The sequence below is a fragment of the Rhodococcus sp. JG-3 genome (assembly GCF_000482405.1).
GTDB lineage: Bacteria > Actinomycetota > Actinomycetes > Mycobacteriales > Mycobacteriaceae > Rhodococcoides > Rhodococcoides fascians.
The window spans coordinates 3,957,177-3,972,821 of sequence record NZ_KI519398.1; the positions used below are offsets into that span (position 1 = coordinate 3,957,177).

The following is a 15,645-nucleotide window of genomic DNA, read 5'->3' on the forward strand; positions in this document are numbered from 1 at the left end:
GTGAGTGATCGAGGGTCGCCGGTAGCGGCCGAATTACTCGCCGACTCCGCCGGCCTGCCGCGCGCGGCTGACGACGTGATCCACGAACCCGTATTCCTTGGCCGCCTGTGCCGTGAACCACCGGTCACGGTCGGAATCCTCGGTGATCTGCTCGACGGTCTGGCCGGTGTGCTGAGCGATGAGCTCGGCCATCTCACGCTTGGTGTGCGCGAACTGCTCGGCCATGATCGCGATGTCCGAAGCGCTGCCGCCGATACCGGCCGAAGGCTGATGCATCATGATGCGCGCGTGCGGAAGGGCGTACCGCTTGCCCTTCGCACCGGCCGAGAGCAGGAACTGGCCCATCGAGGCAGCCAGGCCCATCCCGTAGGTGGCGATATCGCACTCGGCGAATTCCATGGTGTCGAAGATCGCCATACCTGCGGTGACCGAGCCACCGGGCGAGTTGATGTACAGCGAGATGTCGCGGGTGGGATCCTCGGCCGACAGGAGCAGGATCTGCGCGCACAACTTGTTGGCGATGTCGTCGTCGACCTGGGTACCGAGGAAAATGATGCGGTTTTGAAGCAGACGCTCGTACACGGAGTCGCTGAGATTCAGCCCTGCTGCGGCCGAAGTCATGACGGGACTCTGCTCGTGCGAAGCCGCCGGATTCTGAACAGTCACGGTACCTGCCTTTTCCATAACAAATCGTTGGTTCCTGACACAGACACTAACGAAAGACGGCGGCTCCGGAGTCCCGGAACCGCCGTCGTTCGCTGTGAGCGTTACTTCTCTTGTTCGCCCTCGGAAGAATCAGCGGCTTCGACCTCGTCGGGAGCATCGGCAGGGCTGCCGAACAGCTCGGCGGTGTCGACGCTGGCTCCGTTGGTGTCGGTCACGGTGACGCGCTCAACGACCGAGGCAAGCGCCTTGCCGCGCTTGACGTCGGCGAACACGGCACCGAGCTGGTTGGCCTGCTGGACCTGCTGGATGAACTGCTCGGGCGGCATGCCGTAGCGCTGGGCCTGGAAGATGATCCGCTCGGTCAGCTCGTCCTGGCCGACCTGAGTGTTCTCGGCCTCGGCGATGGCGTCGAGGAGGAGCTGGGTGCGCACCGACTTCTCGGCACCCTCCTTGACGTCCTTGTCGAACTCCTCGCGGCTCGAACCCTGCGACTCGAGCAACTCGGCGAGCGCTTCCTCGTTGTGATCGAGGCCGTGGATGGCCTCGTGCACCTGGGAATCGACCTCGGCCTTGACGACGGCCTCGGGAGCCGGAATCTCGAGGGTCTCGAGCAGCGTCTCGAGCACCTTGTCGCGGATCTGACCGGCCTGCTCGACCTTCGCGACTCGCTCGACGCGCGTCTTCAGGTCGGCGAGTAGCTCATCGAACGTGTCGAACTCACTGGCCAGCTGGGCGAACTCGTCGTCGGCCTCGGGCAGCTCGCGCTCCTTGACGGAGACGACCTTGACCGTGACGACGGCTTCCTTGCCCGCATACTCACCGGCAACGAGCGTGGAGGTGAACTCCTTCGACTCGCCGGCCGAGACGCCGATGATCGCGTCGTCGAGGCCCTCGATGAGCTGACCGGAGCCGACCTCGTGGGACAGTCCGCTGGCGGTGGCCTCTTCGACGTGCTCGCCGTCGACCGTGGCCGAGAGATCGATGGACACGAAGTCGCCGGACTGAACCGGGCGATCGACACCGGTGAGGGTTCCGAAACGCTGACGGAGCGACTGCAGCTGCTCGTCGACGGCTTCGTCCTTGATCTCGAGCGGATCGACGACGACGCCGATGGTCGAGTAATCCGGCAGCTCGATCTCGGGACGCACGTCGACCTCGGCGGTGAACGTGAGCTCGGTGCCGTCTTCGATCTTGGTGATCTCGATCTCGGGCTGGCCGATGACCTTGACCTTCTCGTTGGTCACGGCCTCGGAGTAGCGAGAGGGAAGAGCGTCGTTGACGACCTGCTCGAGTACTGCACCACGGCCGACTCGCGCCTCGAGCAACTTGGCCGGAGCCTTGCCGGGACGGAATCCGGGGAGGCGGATCTGCTGAGCCAAAGCCTTGTACGCGCGGTCGAAATCAGGCTTGAGCTCCTCGAAGGGCACCTCAACGTTGATACGGACTCGCGTCGGGCTCAGCTGCTCGACGGTGCTCTTCACGGGACATGCTCCTTTGTGGTGATTCTTGCTTGCTGGCAGTTCTGGCTTGCTGTCTTCCGCTCGCCACGAGCACGGTGAGCCGTGCCCGCGGCTCTCATTTGTCGGGGTGACAGGAATTGAACCTGCGACCCTCCGCTCCCAAAGCGGATGCGCTACCAAGCTGCGCCACACCCCGTCGTACGGACACCATTGAACAGCAACCGATAGTAGCCCCTCATGGGCGCCCCACCCATGACGTTCCGTGAGACCGGGCTCGACGGGCCGGTTTGGAATCCGGCAACCGCTTTGGGTACAGTCTTGAAACGCAGGCGACGGAACTGGCGATCCCACGACTGTTGTTTGCACGCCGATGTAGCTCAATGGTAGAGCCCCTGTCTTCCAAACAGGCTACGCGAGTTCGATTCTCGTCATCGGCTCCATCGAAAGCCCCGCACTTCACGAGTGCGGGGCTTTTTCGTGTCCGCGTATCGTCGACAGTGTTCGAGTGAATCGGACGAACTGGACATGTATCGCCGATGGAAGGCTCAGAAGTGGAAATCGTCCTGATCGTCATCATCGTGGCCGTAGTGGCACTGCTGGTGCTGCGCAGCAAGAAGAACTCCGCCGCAGCCGCGGCCACCGCACTGGCCGATGCGAAGGCCGACGCCCGCCAGTCGATCGAGCGGCTCGGCGGCCAGGTCTACAACCTCGTCGGCTCCGACACCGCATCCAAGCAGGCCCTGGCCGACGCATCCGAGCGCAATATCGCAGCAGGCTCGCAGATCGACCAGGCGACAACCGTCGAACAGGCGAGGCTGGCCAAGCAGACCGCGTTGGAAGGGCTCTATTACATTCGCGCAGCGCGCCTGGCGATGGGCATGGACCCGGGCCCCGAGGTGCAGGGCATCGACGGCCAACAGCAGGCAGGCCGTGTCACCGAGGAACGCAAGGTCGACTTCGAGGGACGAGAGATCGCGGCCTCACCGGACCCGTCGGACCGGACCCCGAACTACTACCCCGGCGGACGGGTGGCGGGCCGACCCGTCCCCGCAGGCTGGTACTCCGAGCCGTGGTGGCGTCCGGCCTTGGTCGCCGGCGCATGGGGAATGGGCTCGATGTTCCTGTTCTCGGCGATGTTCTCCGGCATGGCCGGGGTTCCGGACGAGACCGCAGCGGGTGGCGACCTGGGTGCGGACGGTTCCGACGGGGGTGCTGGTGACAATTACGACGGTGGCGACGCCGGAGCAGGTAACGACGGCGGTGACGGCGGCGGCTTCTTCGACAGCGGAGACGGCGGTGGCTTCTTCGACGGCGGCGGAGGCGGAGGGGATTTCGGCGGGTTCTAGCTCGCCCGCCTTACGTCGCCTGACAGACGGGGCACCAGAACAGGTTTCGCGCCTGCATCGTCGAGTGCAGGATCTCGGCTCCGCACACGCGGCACGGAAGGCCTTCCCTGCGGTAGACGTACGAACGCGGTCGGCGGGCACCGTAGGTGTCGCCGTGATCGTCCTCGGGCCGGATGGTGATGATGCGACCGCGTCGGACACCGATGGCCATGAGGTCCACGAGATCCAGCCAGATGGCGTCCCACTCGGCTCGGTCGAGGTCCTTTCCGGGCCGCATCGGGTTGATCTCGTGCCGGAAGAGGATCTCGGCGCGGTAGACGTTGCCGACGCCGGCGAGCACCTTCTGATCCATCAGCAACGTGCCGATGGCCGTGCGTGACTTGGATATTCGTGCCCAGGCCGCATCCGGGTCGGCGTCCTTGCGGAGCGGGTCCGGCCCCAGACGCGCCAGGAGGGCGTCGACCTGCTGCTCGGTGTAGATCTCGCAGGCCGTCGGGCCGCGCAGGTCGGCACCGTACTTCTCCCCCACGATGCGCAGACGCACCGCACCCACCGGATCGTCCAGTGGCACAGCGTGATCGGTGAACTTTCCGTACAGGCCGAGGTGAATGTGCACGATCAGGTCGGATTCGTAGCGGTGCAGCAGATGCTTGCCCCACGCCTCTGCCTTCTCGAGCACGAGTCCGTCGATCAGCGCGGCACCGGAAACGAACCGTCCCTGGGGACTGCTCGCCTCCACCGGTGCCCCGCCGAACCGACGTTGATGCAACCGAGCGAGTCGGTGCAGGGTATGCCCTTCGGGCACTTACTCGGACTTTCCCGGAACCTCGGGTGCTTCGCCGCTGCGCTCGTACTCGGACAGGATGTCGATGCGACGCTGGTGGCGCTCCTCGCCCGAGAACGGGGTGCCGAGGAACGCGTCGACGATGGCCAGTGCTTCGGGCAACGTGTGCATGCGGCCGCCGATGCCGATGAGCTGCGCATCGTTGTGTTCGCGAGCCAACTTCGCCGTCTCGACGCTCCACGCGAGGGCACAGCGTGCGCCCGGCACCTTGTTTGCGGCGATCTGCTCGCCGTTTCCGGATCCGCCGAGCACAAGGCCGCGACTGCCCGGATCGGCGACGACGCGACGTGCTGCGTCGATGCAGAAGGCCGGGTAGTCGTCGACAGGGTCGTAGTCGAAGGCACCGCAGTCGACGGGCTCGTGCCCGGTTGCCGTCAGGTGGTCGATGATCTGATTCTTGAACTCGAGGCCGGCGTGGTCGGCACCCAGGTATACGCGCATGCCTAGAGTCTGACAGGTGATGTCACGAGCCGAGAAATTCGCCGGTGTCGACGGCGCGAAGGGTGCGTGGGTGGTCGCAGTGTTCGACGGCACGAGAGTGACGTGGACGGCCTGCTCCTCCGTCTCCGACGTGTTGGAGCACACCCGAGACTGCGCGCGAGTGGGCGTCGACATGCCGCTGTCGCTACCTGTGGACGGTTATCGCGTCAGCGAACTGGAGGCGAAGAAGTTCCTGGGGACGGCGCGCAGTTCGATCTTCCACACTCCGGTCGCGGATGTTCTGGGCGCGGTGTCGTACGAACAGGCGTGCTCGATCTCGCGGTCGAGGACCGGCAAGGCGATCAGTAAACAAACGTGGCACATCCTGCCCGAGGTCCGGGCGTGGCGAGATTCGGACTTCGATCCGGAACGGTACGTCGAAGTGCATCCCGAATGCTCGTTCAGGGCGATGTCACCGACCACGGTCTACGCATCGAAGAAGACCGGCCGAGGCGTCGGGCAACGGTTGGCGGCACTGACCCGATGGACCGGGGATCTCGATCTGGACGACCTGCCGAACGGGCCGCTCGTCGACGACGTCCTCGATGCCGCCGCAGCGGCGTGGTCGGCCAGGCGCTTCCATTTCGGCGAGCATCTGACGTTCGGCACCGACAGCGGCTCGGATCGAATCGTCGCCTGACCCCGTGCGCGAACTAGCCCCTCGTGCGTGGACTGGCCCCTCGTGCGTGAAAGTTCGGCTCCTGCTACGAGTTTCCACGCACGAGGGTCTCGCGATCAGTCGAACTGCGGGTCCTCGTTGCGGGTGCGCTTGAGCTCGTAGAAGTGCGGGTACGCCGCGAAGATCACCGACGCGTCCCACAACTTTCCTGCCTCTTCACCGCGTGGAATCCGCGAGAGCACAGGGCCGAAGAACGCCACGCCGTTGACGTGAATGGTGGGAGTGCCCACATCGGGGCCGACCTTGTCCATTCCTGCGTGGTGGCTGGTGCGCAGGTCCTCGTCGTAATCGGTGCTCTCGGCTGCCGAGGCGAGATCGGCGGGCAAGTCGAGTTCGGCCAAGGACTCTCGGATGACGACGTCGAAATCCTTGTTGCCCTCGTTGTGGATTCGCGTGCCCATGGCCGCGTACAGCGGCGCGAGGATCTGGTCGCCGTTGCTCTTCGCCGCGGCGATCGCCACCCGCACCGGACCCCACGCCTTCTTCATCATCGCGGCGTACTCCTCGGGCAGGTCGCGGCCCTCGTTGAGGACGGCCAAGCTCATGACGTGGAAATTGACGTCTATGTCGCGCACCTGCTGGACCTCGAGAATCCAACGTGAGGTGATCCAGCACCATGGGCACAGCGGGTCGAACCAAAAATCAGCGGTGTCTTTCTGTCCTGAACCGGCCACTGTCTGCTCCTCGAAAGTCGATGTCGCTGTCTCTTCATGTCGTAACACCCGGCCACCGCGCGGACATTCCACGCGACCCGTCAGCCAGCGCGCGACACGGCGGACGTGATGGGATGGACGGCACTACCCATAACTACACGAAGAGGTGTCGACTGAAGTGGTTGCTCCCAACCTGACGCGTGACCAAGCCTCCGAGCGCTCGGCGATCATCGGGGAAACGAAGTACGCGATCGTTCTCGATCTCACCGACGGCGAGGGCAATCCCGGCGAGAAGACGTTCCGCTCGCTCACCACCATCACGTTCGCCGCGACCGCCGGAGCGTCGACTTTCGTGGACATCGTCGCAGGCACCATCCGGTCGGCGACGCTCAACGGCACAGCGCTCGACACGACGAACTACGACGAGTCGACGGGGCTGGCTCTGGTCGATCTCGCCGAACACAACGAGCTCGTGGTCGATGCCGACTGCGTCTACTCGCACACCGGCGAAGGCCTGCACCGTTTCGTCGATCCGTCGGACGGTTCGGTGTACCTGTACTCGCAGTTCGAGACTGCGGACGCCAAGCGCATGTTCGCGTGCTTCGATCAACCCGATCTCAAGGCCACGTTCGATCTGAAGGTCACCGCTCCCGAGAGCTGGACCGTCATCTCCAACGCAGCGCACGGCGCCGAGCCGGCCGCAGGTGAGCACGTGTTCGATACGACTCCGCTGATGAGCACATACCTGGTTGCTCTGATCGCCGGTCCCTACGCCGAGTGGACCGATTCGTACACCGACGATCACGGCACCATCCCTCTCGGAATCTACTGCCGCGCATCGCTTGCCGAACACATGGATGCCGAGCGACTGTTCACCGAGACGAAGCAGGGTTTCGGTTTCTACCACGAGAACTTCGGCACCCCGTATGCGTTCGGCAAGTACGACCAGCTGTTCGTGCCCGAATTCAACGCCGGAGCCATGGAGAACGCCGGGGCCGTCACGTTCCTCGAGGATTACGTCTTCCGGTCCAAGGTGACGCGGTACTCCTACGAGCGACGCGCCGAGACCGTGCTGCACGAGATGGCGCACATGTGGTTCGGCGATCTGGTGACGATGACGTGGTGGGACGACCTGTGGCTCAACGAGTCGTTCGCGACGTTCGCCTCCGTGTTGTGCCAGTCCGAGGCGACCGAGTACACCAACGCGTGGACGACGTTCGCCAACGTCGAGAAGGCCTGGGCATACCGACAGGACCAGCTGCCCTCGACGCACCCCATCGCCGCGGACATCCCCGATCTGGCCGCCGTGGAGGTCAACTTCGACGGCATCACGTACGCCAAGGGTGCCAGCGTGCTCAAGCAGCTGGTTGCGTACGTCGGTAAGGAAGACTTCCTGGCCGGGTTGCGGGCCTACTTCGTCGATCACGCCTTCGCCAACGCAACGTTCTCGGATCTGCTTGCGGCACTGGAGAAGTCATCGGGTCGCGATCTCTCCGATTGGGGTGCGCAGTGGCTGCGGACCACCGGCCTGAATACTCTGAGCCCCGATTTCGACGTCGACTCGGAGGGCAGGTTCACCCGGTTCGCAGTGTCGCAGACCGGCGCAGCACCGGGCGCGGGCGAGCATCGCGTACACCGCATCGCAATCGGCATCTACGACGACGTCGACGGCAAGTTGGTGCGTACCGACCGCGTCGAGCTGGACCTCGATGCTGCCGAATCGACGAATGTCGAAGCGCTCGTAGGTGTATCGCGCGGCAAGCTCGTGCTGGTCAACGACGACGACCTGACGTATTGCGCAGTGCGGCTCGATCCGGATTCGCTCGGTGTTCTCGTCGATCGGATCGGCGACATCGCCGAGTCGCTCCCCCGCACTCTCGCCTGGTCGGCCGCATGGGAAATGACTCGGTCCGCCGAGATGAAGGCACGCGACTTCGTGGCTCTGGTCCAGCGCGGAATCGGTAGCGAGACCGAAGTGGGTGTGGTGCAACGTCTTCTGCTCCAGGCGCAGACGGCTGTCACCAGCTACGCCGATCCGGCGTGGGCGGCAGAACACGGAGTCCCGGAGTTCGCCGACGCAGTGCTCGAGCTGGCCCGCGGTGCCGAGTCGGGCTCGGATCATCAGTTGGCGTTCGTCAATGCTCTGACCGGTACCGAACTCAGCGAGCGCAATGTCGAGGTATTGCGCGCTCTCCTGGACGGTGACGCCCAGGGGCAGTCCTTGGCCGGACTCGACATCGATACGGATCTGCGGTGGCGCATCGTCACCGCTCTTGCAGCGGCTGGAGCCATCGATGCCGACGGGCTCGACTCGCCGGTCATCGATGCCGAAGCCGAGAAGGACAACACCGCCGCCGGAGCGCGGTCGGCTGCCGCTGCACGAGCTGCGCGTCCCAGTGCCGAGGTGAAGGAGCGGGCATGGACGACCGTCGTCGACGACGACGCGGTTCCGAACATCACGGCGCGGTCGATCATCGGTGGTTTCGCGGGCCCCGGCCAAGGCGAACTGCTCGAGCCGTACGTCGACCGCTACTTCGAGGCGATCGACGGCGTGTGGGCTCGTCGATCGAGTGAAGTCGCACAGACCGTCGTGGTGGGCCTCTACCCCTCGTGGTCGATCAGCGAGCAGTCGTTGGCCGCAGCAGACAGGTTCCTCGATGGCGACCTTCCACCCGCTCTGCGCCGACTGGTGATCGAAGGCCGCGCCGGAGTCGTTCGGGCACTCGCGGCCCGGGCATACGACGCCGGCTGATCACAGGTACACACACGACGAGGGCCGGTTGCGACTCACCCGCGAAGGTGAGATGCAACCGGCCCTCGTCGTCGCCGGGACCGCCGGCCGAGAACTACGGGGATGGAGCGCGACGAGCTACGGCGCGAGGATGGATGCCGCCATCACGCGGACCGAGGTCACGAGACCGTCGATGAGGTTGCCGTCGCGGAACGGGCCGAGCGCAGCGGTGACGCCGAGCTGAGCAACCCGATCGGTAGCACGGTTCGAGACCCGCTTTCCGGTGCGGATCTCGAGCGCGTGCCGGTTGGGGTCGACAGCGATCAGAACCGAACGAATCGCATCGGGGGTGCCGGGAAAGACCGAATCCGCTCCCGCAGCCGGATCGACTCCCAGGTCACCGACGTAGATGTTGAACCGAATCTTCGTCTTCCGGGTCGCCTCGCTCAGTGCGTCGTCGAGCGCGACCAGATCCTGCGTCGCGAAAGGCAGGTGCTCCGGGCTCGGCGTGCCGAACTCGTGTGCCACCGATACGCGACCACTCGCCGTCAGCGCAGCCCCGAACGGCAGGTCCTCTTCTCGGACGTGACCGCCACGTACCAGCTCACCACTTGCCACTTGCAGCACCTCCGATCGAATCGGCTGTGTCCGCGTCGTGCGATCCGTGGCCTCCGAACGGAGTCACCTCGTCCGTAGCGCTCCACAGCAATGGCTCGCGCGTCCACTCGTCCGTCAGCCGGTACGGAGCGACGTCCATCCCCGGCTGCTTGTCGGTCAAGTAGGACAGCGCGCCGACGATTCCGATCACCGCAACCGGAATCACCCCGAATATCAGCGTGGTCTCCAAAATGCTCACGGGGTGTGACGTTAGTCGACAATTGCCCGTCGGACCACGTCGGGGCCGGTGTTGTGACCGAAAAGAGCCAACGGCCGACAGTCAGGCAGCACCTTCGCCGAGGTACGCCAACCAGCTCGGGTCCAACTCCTTGGTGGTCGCCAGCAGACGCCAGTGCGGGCCCTTCGGCGGCACGAGCTGGGCTCGCAACGTCCACCCGATCTCACTGAGCAGCTTGTCCGCCTTGCGGTGATTGCAGGAGGCGCAGCACGCCACGCAGTTCTCCCACGAGTGGCCGCCGCCGCGGCTGCGAGGCACGACGTGATCGACGGTCTCGGCCTTGCTGCCGCAATAGGCGCAGCGGAATCTGTCGCGATGCATCAGTGCCGCGCGCGTCATCGGCACCCGCGCTCGATAGGGAACTCGGACGAACGTCCGCAATCGAATCACCGACGGCACCTGGACGGAGTAATCGGCCGACCGGATGAACGGCCCCTCCGGATCGTCGTGGATCACGTCGGCCTTGCCGCAAACGAGAAGAACCACCGCCCGGCGCATCGGAAGCGCGGTCAGTGGTTCGAAAGTTGCGTTGAGGAGCAGCACACGGCGCTTGACCCACGCCGGGACGGCGTCGTCGCCCGTGGCGTTGTGGGCCGTCGGCACCACGCGCAGCGGAGAAGCCCCCGAGGCCGTCTCACGCTGGTCGTGCGTGGTGCGGCCCTCAGTGGGCGGGAGTTGTCGGTGGCGGTGTTGAGAGTTCTTCATGCATTACTCCAGGGAGTGTCGGCGCCCGCGCATGGCTTGCGTGGAACACGGTTCACAGTGGAACACGAATACACCGCCCGCGCACAGCCTTTTTCTGCGCATTTTCTGTTGCCGATCGGTGAACATTCCGGTTTCCGATCGGCGAGTTCGAGGATCGATACCGCTATGCGCTGCGCGACTGGCAAGATTTCTGTGTCTCCGTAGACTTTTCGGGTGGCTGTATCAACCCTTCTGTCCGTATCGCCGTTACCCGAACCTTCGCTGCTGCGAGAGCTCGACACCCGAGCATTCGAACTGACCGACACCGGACGCGACTGGCTGGTCGACCGTCCGTTGCAGATCCTCGGCTATCTGGTTCTGGCGATCGTGCTCAGGCTCGTGTTGCACCGAATGATCGACCGCTTCACTCGACACGACGCCGGCCGATCACCTGCACTTCTCCGGCCGTTACGCGACCGGTCCTCGGGAACGGTGAAGGGCGAGATACTCAACGAACGGCGCAGACAGCGGGCCAACACGATCGGTTCGGTACTCCGATCTGCGGTGTCGGTCATGATCCTGACCTGGTTCGTGCTGTCGGTGCTCGATGTCGTGGGTGTGAACGTCGCCCCGTTCATCGCGTCGGCGGGGATCGTCGGTGTCGCCCTCGGTTTCGGTGCGCAGAACCTCGTCCGCGACTTCCTGTCCGGAATCTTCATGCTTCTCGAGGATCAGTACGGGGTCGGCGACGTCGTCGATCTCGGTGAGGCGATCGGCACGGTCGAAAGCGTGGGATTGCGCGTCACCACGATCAGAGATGTCAACGGCACCGTGTGGTACTGCCGAAACGGTGAAGTTCTGCGGGTGGGCAACATGAGCCAAGGGTTCGCGGTAGCTGTCCTCGACCTCCCCGTCTCCCACACGGCCAACATCGACGAGGCCTGCGCGGTGGCCGAGAGAACCACCAACGAGGTCGTGGACTCCGGCGACTTCGACAGTGACATCCTCGAACCCCCGGAGATGCTCGGCGTCAATGCCGTCAGCGCCGATACCGTGACCATCCGGATCACGATCAAGACCCGACCCGGCCGCCAATGGGCGGTGCAGCGTCGCCTCCACCGCGACATCCTGCAGTCGTTCGACGATGCCGGTATCAAAGCCCCGTATGCGCTGGGCCGTCCGGGTGGGGTTGCAGTCGAGAGCAGCAGCTGAGGGACAATGAGCGTGACCGACGCCGACGAGGAACGAACAGAGAGAGTGTGATGACCGAACCGCAGCAGACGTTCTACGACGCGGTCGGCGGTGCGGAGACGTTCCGGTTGCTCACGGCGAAGTTCTACGAGGAAGTGGCCAAGGACGAGATCGTGCGGCCCCTGTATCCAGAGGAGGACCTGGCACCGGCCGAACGGCGGATGCGAATGTTCCTCGAGCAGTACTGGGGCGGGCCTCGTACGTACTCCGACGAACGTGGTCATCCACGATTGCGGATGCGTCACAACCCGTTTCGGATCGGGCCGCTCGAACGTGACGCCTGGCTTCGATGCATGCACATCGCGATCGCCTCGATCGACCCGGCCGTCCTGGATTCTGCGCACCGAACGCAACTCGTCGACTACATGGAGATGGCCGCCAATTCGATGATGAACTCGGCAATCTGAGAGCTACGGCGTCACGTACTACAGCGTCACGTACTACAGCGTCACGTACTACAGCGTCACGAACTACAGCGTCACGAACTACAGCGATGCGCCTCGCCGAGGGCCCGCTGCGCCACCTCTGAGGCGGCCGAGCCGTCGGCGGAGCGAGCCGGCTACCCCGAGCACGAAGCTCAGCGGCGCGGGCAGGTGCTGCCGCAAGATGGCGTGCTTACGCACGTAGTTGTCGACGCGCCATTCCGACCAGGTGCCGGCGCGGAACAACGCCGCGTCGCCGGGGACCAGAGTCCGGGGCGCGTGATCTTCGCTGGACACCACGACCGACCCGTCCATGATGTGGACGATCTCGTCGACCGCGAAGTACCACCGAAAGCGTCCGGCCGTGCAATCCCACACATTGGTGGTCGTGGTGCCGTCGGTACTCCTGGACCACTCCGCGACGCGAGCCCGCGGGTTTCCTTCGAGGATCCACGTGGGTTCGATGGGACTGTCGGAGAGCGAAACATCTTCCAGCCGCACGGCTTCTATGGTCGAGGTTCTCATGGTGTCGTCGCGTCCTCACCGTCGGGCGCGGCACCGGCCGCTGCACGTTTTACGTTGCAGAACATACAACACTTTCCAAACGTGGGGATACGTGTCGGTCATGTGAATGAGCACAATTCTTTACCTTCCGATCGACCGCCAGTGCAGGGTGCCGGGTGCACCCCAGCGCCCTCGAATCGTTCGCAGCCCATTCGTTTGGCACTATTGCCAGTTGTGACCGATCCGATCGAAAGCACCGAGTTGTCGTGGTGGCAGGACGCCGTCTTCTACCAGATCTATCCCCGGTCGTTCGCAGATGCGGACGGTGACGGAATCGGTGATCTCGACGGCATCAGAGACAAACTCGGCTACCTCGAATTGCTCGGTATCGACGCCATCTGGATCGGACCGATCACGCGGTCGCCCATGGCCGATCACGGCTACGACGTTTCCGACCCCCGCGACATCGACCCCATGTTCGGCAGTCTCGAGATCTTCGACGCGTTGCTCGACGACGCTCACGCCCGCGACATCAAGGTCACGATGGATCTGGTGCCCAATCACACCAGTAACGAACACCGGTGGTTCCAGGCGGCTCTGAACGCCCCTCGTGGCAGCGCCGAGCGAGCGCGCTACATCTTTCGAGACGGGCTCGGCGACGACGGTTCGCGGCCGCCGAACAACTGGCCGAGCATCTTCGGGGGTCCCGCCTGGACGCGAGTCGACGAGAAGGACGGCTCCCCCGGTCAGTGGTACCTGCACATCTTCGCGCCCGAACAACCGGATCTGAACTGGGACAACCCCGAGGTCTTCGACGACTTCGCGCGCACACTTCGGTTCTGGCTGGACCGAGGCGTCGACGGATTTCGACTCGACGTCGCCCACGGCATGGCAAAACCTGCCGAGCTGGCCGACATGAGCCTCGAGTTCAACGCACTGATGAAGAACGACGACGACGATCCCCGGTTCAACAACCCCCGAGTCCACGAACTGCACCGCCGCATCAGAGCCGTCATGAACGAATACCCCCACGCGGTGACGGTCGGCGAGATCTGGGTCCAGGACAACGTCCGGTTCTCCGAATACATCCGCCCCGACGAGCTGCACCTGGGCTTCAACTTCCGCTTGGCCAGTGTCGATTTCGACGCCGAGACCATCCGCGATGCGATCTCCAACTCGCTCGCGGCCGTCGAACTGGTCGGCGGCACCCCGACGTGGACACTGTCGAACCACGACGTCGAACGCGAGGTCACCAGATACGGCGACGGAGACCTGGGCTACCACCGGGCCCGGGCCATGATTCTCGTCGAATTGGCCCTTCCTGGAACAATTTTCGTCTACAACGGTGCCGAGCTCGGGCTACCGAACGTGCAGCTGCCCGACAGCGCCCTGCAGGACCCGGTGTGGGAGCGGTCCGGGCACACCGAGCGCGGACGCGACGGCTGCCGAGTCCCCATGCCGTGGGAGGGTGATGCCCCTCCGTTCGGGTTCTCCACCACCGATCGCACCTGGTTGCCGATGCCGCCGGAGTGGAAGGGGCTGACCGCCGAGGCGCAGCTCGAAGAGGTCGATTCGATGCTCAGCCTGTACCGCACGGCGTTCGAATTGCGCACCCTGCGGCCGGAGTTCACCGGCGGCGGAATCGATTGGTACGGTGCCCCTCCCGGGTGCCTGGCCTTCCGGCGCCGCGGGGGCTTGATCTGCGCCCTCAACGCCTCCGACGAGTCGATCCCACTCCCACCCGGCGAAGTGTTGCTGACCAGCACTCCGCTGGTCGACGGGATGCTTCCCGCGAACGCGGCCGCCTGGCTCGTCTGAGCCGGCCGGCCGGCTCGTCCGAACCGGCCGACCGGCCACGCTCAGCGTTCGACGGTGAGCGACAACTGTTGGCCCGGGCGGCGAACGAACACCGACCCGAACCTGGCATCGAGGCGCAACCACACCTTGGTGGCGCGTACTCGTACCACCTCTGCGGCGGCGATCCTCTCCGGGTCGACGTCGATCGTCAACGGATCGTTACCGTCGTGCGGCACGAAACCCATTGCGGTCAAGGCGAATACGGTGCGCATGGTGACCGAGACGTCGTCGCCGTCACCGGTCACGTGCAACACCTGCTGTTCGAGCAACGAGCTCGGCGGCCCGTGACTGCTGCCGTGTTCCTTCGCCAGTGCGGCACCGCGCTGTGCGAGTCCGATGAGCACCCGCGCGGGGACGTCGTCGAGATGCTCGAATCCGCTGTCGGGAGGAAGGGTGCCACGCCACGCGGAGTCCATCGAGAAACCCGGGTCGATCACGCCGTCGTCCGCGTTCTGCAGAGCGGACACCAACACATCGGCACCCGCACTGGTGTCGTCGGGCACGATGGTTCCCGCAATCACGCGCGCGGCGAGCGCATCGAACCCGGTTGCCGCCCAACACGACACGCCCCCGCCGGCCCGAGTGCGCAACCGAACGACAGCAGCCTCGTCCAAGCGCAATGCCCTGCTGCAGAACGTCTGGAGGTTCTCCCGCTCGACCGCATCGGGAACGGTCAGAACGCGCTCATACACGCTGCCAACTCACCAGGAACTCGCGCTCGGCGGGAGTGAGCCGACGCAGTCGCTGCGCATCGATGTCGAACGCCGCGATCTGCGTCGACGCCACCACCGCTGCCGGCGTATCCAGCGACGCCCCGCGTGCCCGCACCTCGTACCCCACGACGAAGTCCACCGCGCGGACCGCATCGATCCACATGAAGACGTCGAGGGGTCCGTCCTCGTGTCGCAGCTGCCCGCGATACTTCACGTGCAGATCGGCAATGACGGCACCGTGACGCAGATTCGCAGTCGGCCTGCCGTCCACCAGCAGCCACGGGATCCGCGCCTCTTCGAGCAACGTCACCATTCGCGCGTGGTTGATGTGTTGATACACATCCATATCCGACCACCGCACATCCACAGCGGCGTGAAAGCCCACCCGCTCGGTGGCGGGTCGTTTGTCGGACAGATGGTCGTCGGGCACACTCACGCGGTCACTACCTCTTCTCGATCG

Annotated in this window: 17 protein-coding genes and 2 tRNA genes; 7 read left to right on the top strand and 12 right to left on the bottom strand. The window is 64.7% G+C overall.

The genetic code is table 11. From position 1 onward, the window contains the following. Positions 1–33: 33 nt before the first annotated feature. From K414_RS0120115 to K414_RS0120125, 3 genes are all read right to left on the bottom strand, one after another. Complete coding sequence (locus K414_RS0120115; protein WP_072692168.1) at positions 34–684, bottom strand: ATP-dependent Clp protease proteolytic subunit; 651 nt, start codon at positions 682–684, stop codon at positions 34–36. Positions 685–767: 83 nt separating this feature from the next. Further along, the gene (gene tig / locus K414_RS0120120; RefSeq protein ID WP_027497579.1) at positions 768–2,147 is read right to left on the bottom strand and encodes a trigger factor; all 1,380 of its coding nucleotides are present in this window, start codon (positions 2,145–2,147) and stop codon (positions 768–770) included. Between the two features lie 101 nt (positions 2,148–2,248). Beyond that, positions 2,249–2,322 (bottom strand) — tRNA-Pro (locus tag K414_RS0120125). A gap of 170 nt (positions 2,323–2,492) precedes the next feature. Between K414_RS0120125 and K414_RS0120130 the strand changes: the two genes are divergently transcribed. Then, positions 2,493–2,566: transfer RNA gene (locus K414_RS0120130), tRNA-Gly, on the top strand. Between the two features lie 111 nt (positions 2,567–2,677). After that, positions 2,678–3,472 carry a hypothetical protein gene (locus K414_RS0120135; RefSeq protein ID WP_027497580.1) on the top strand — a complete coding sequence of 265 codons (795 nt, stop codon included), beginning with the start codon at positions 2,678–2,680 and terminating at the stop codon, positions 3,470–3,472. 10 nt (positions 3,473–3,482) lie between these two features. On the opposite strand, the gene K414_RS0120140 is transcribed toward K414_RS0120135, so the two are convergent. After that, entirely contained in the window at positions 3,483–4,277 is a 795-nt protein-coding gene (locus K414_RS0120140) for a DNA-formamidopyrimidine glycosylase family protein (RefSeq protein WP_027497581.1), read from the bottom strand. Continuing rightward, complete coding sequence (locus K414_RS0120145; RefSeq protein ID WP_027497582.1) at positions 4,278–4,757, bottom strand: ribose-5-phosphate isomerase; 480 nt, start codon at positions 4,755–4,757, stop codon at positions 4,278–4,280. A gap of 19 nt (positions 4,758–4,776) precedes the next feature. Here K414_RS0120145 and K414_RS0120150 point away from each other — a divergent pair, with 19 nt between their 5' ends. After that, positions 4,777–5,436: a DUF429 domain-containing protein gene (locus K414_RS0120150; protein ID WP_051365398.1), complete on the top strand. Its 660-nt coding sequence runs from the start codon at positions 4,777–4,779 to the stop codon at positions 5,434–5,436. A gap of 95 nt (positions 5,437–5,531) precedes the next feature. Here the strand turns inward: K414_RS0120150 and K414_RS0120155 are convergent, their stop codons facing one another. Next, complete coding sequence (locus K414_RS0120155) at positions 5,532–6,149, bottom strand: DsbA family protein (protein ID WP_027497584.1); 618 nt, start codon at positions 6,147–6,149, stop codon at positions 5,532–5,534. A gap of 157 nt (positions 6,150–6,306) precedes the next feature. Here K414_RS0120155 and pepN point away from each other — a divergent pair, with 157 nt between their 5' ends. After that, complete coding sequence (gene pepN, locus K414_RS0120160) at positions 6,307–8,880, top strand: aminopeptidase N (RefSeq protein ID WP_027497585.1); 2,574 nt, start codon at positions 6,307–6,309, stop codon at positions 8,878–8,880. A 117-nt stretch (positions 8,881–8,997) separates the two neighbouring features. Here pepN and K414_RS0120165 read toward each other — a convergent pair whose 3' ends face one another. The 3 genes from K414_RS0120165 to K414_RS0120175 form a co-directional block, all read right to left on the bottom strand. Next, positions 8,998–9,477: a DUF5130 family protein gene (locus K414_RS0120165; RefSeq protein ID WP_027497586.1), complete on the bottom strand. Its 480-nt coding sequence runs from the start codon at positions 9,475–9,477 to the stop codon at positions 8,998–9,000. Beyond that, entirely contained in the window at positions 9,464–9,715 is a 252-nt protein-coding gene (locus tag K414_RS0120170) for a hypothetical protein (RefSeq protein WP_027497587.1), read from the bottom strand. The genes K414_RS0120165 and K414_RS0120170 overlap by 14 nt, the downstream gene beginning before the upstream one ends. Before the next feature lie 81 nt (positions 9,716–9,796). Further along, positions 9,797–10,459: an HNH endonuclease gene (locus K414_RS0120175; protein ID WP_174557300.1), complete on the bottom strand. Its 663-nt coding sequence runs from the start codon at positions 10,457–10,459 to the stop codon at positions 9,797–9,799. 231 nt (positions 10,460–10,690) lie between these two features. Between K414_RS0120175 and K414_RS0120180 the strand changes: the two genes are divergently transcribed. Further along, entirely contained in the window at positions 10,691–11,650 is a 960-nt protein-coding gene (locus K414_RS0120180; protein ID WP_045841372.1) for a mechanosensitive ion channel family protein, read from the top strand. A 50-nt stretch (positions 11,651–11,700) separates the two neighbouring features. After that, positions 11,701–12,096: a globin gene (locus K414_RS0120185; protein ID WP_027497590.1), complete on the top strand. Its 396-nt coding sequence runs from the start codon at positions 11,701–11,703 to the stop codon at positions 12,094–12,096. Positions 12,097–12,174: 78 nt separating this feature from the next. Here the strand turns inward: K414_RS0120185 and K414_RS0120190 are convergent, their stop codons facing one another. Further along, complete coding sequence (locus tag K414_RS0120190) at positions 12,175–12,636, bottom strand: cupin domain-containing protein (RefSeq protein WP_027497591.1); 462 nt, start codon at positions 12,634–12,636, stop codon at positions 12,175–12,177. A gap of 213 nt (positions 12,637–12,849) precedes the next feature. Here K414_RS0120190 and K414_RS0120195 point away from each other — a divergent pair, with 213 nt between their 5' ends. Continuing rightward, on the top strand, positions 12,850–14,433 hold the full coding sequence (locus tag K414_RS0120195; RefSeq protein ID WP_027497592.1) for a glycoside hydrolase family 13 protein: 1,584 nt from the start codon (positions 12,850–12,852) through the stop codon (positions 14,431–14,433). Positions 14,434–14,474: 41 nt separating this feature from the next. Here K414_RS0120195 and K414_RS0120200 read toward each other — a convergent pair whose 3' ends face one another. Together K414_RS0120200 and K414_RS0120205 are read right to left on the bottom strand one after the other, a co-directional pair. Beyond that, on the bottom strand, positions 14,475–15,164 hold the full coding sequence (locus K414_RS0120200; protein WP_027497593.1) for a hypothetical protein: 690 nt from the start codon (positions 15,162–15,164) through the stop codon (positions 14,475–14,477). Further along, on the bottom strand, positions 15,157–15,621 hold the full coding sequence (locus K414_RS0120205; protein ID WP_045841282.1) for a thioesterase family protein: 465 nt from the start codon (positions 15,619–15,621) through the stop codon (positions 15,157–15,159). The genes K414_RS0120200 and K414_RS0120205 overlap by 8 nt, the downstream gene beginning before the upstream one ends. Positions 15,622–15,645 lie beyond the last annotated feature (24 nt).